Below are 531 nucleotides of genomic sequence, written 5' to 3'. Positions count from 1 at the left end.
GAAGTCGGGGGCCGGCAGCGCCCTGCGGTCCAGCTTGCCGTTGGCGGTCAGCGGCAGCGCCTCCAGCACCACGAACGCCGACGGCACCATGTACTCCGGCAGCACCGCACCCAGATGCGCCCGCAGCGCAGCCGCCTCCAACACCCCGCCACCCTCGGCCGGCACCACATACGCCGCCAGCCGCTTGTCACCCGGCCGGTCCTCCCGGACCACCACCGCCACCTGACCCACCAGCTCATGGCCGGCCAGCGCCGTCTCGATCTCCCCCAGCTCGATCCGGAAACCCCGCACCTTGACCTGATCGTCCGCCCGGCCCAGATACTCCAGCAGCCCCCCGGCGCTCCAGCGGACCACGTCACCGGTGCGATACATCCGCCCACCCGGCGCGCCGAACGGACACGCCACGAACCGCTCCGCGGTCAGCCCCGCACGCCCCAGATACCCGCGCGCCAGACCCGCCCCCGCGATATACAACTCACCGGCCACCCCCGGCGCCACCGGACGCAACCCACCATCCAGCACATACACCCG

Annotated in this window: 1 protein-coding gene; it reads right to left on the bottom strand. The window is 72.7% G+C overall.

Features of this window, described 5'->3' with window-relative positions:
* Window positions 1-531, bottom strand: a 531-nt coding sequence (locus JL475_RS39350) for an AMP-binding protein (protein ID WP_202282977.1), incomplete at both ends; no start/stop codon positions are given.

The sequence above is a fragment of the Streptomyces sp. M2CJ-2 genome (assembly GCF_016757295.1).
GTDB lineage: Bacteria > Actinomycetota > Actinomycetes > Streptomycetales > Streptomycetaceae > Streptomyces.
The sequence above is the reverse complement of the archived record's forward strand: the minus strand, read 5'-3'. Positions and strand labels throughout refer to the sequence as shown.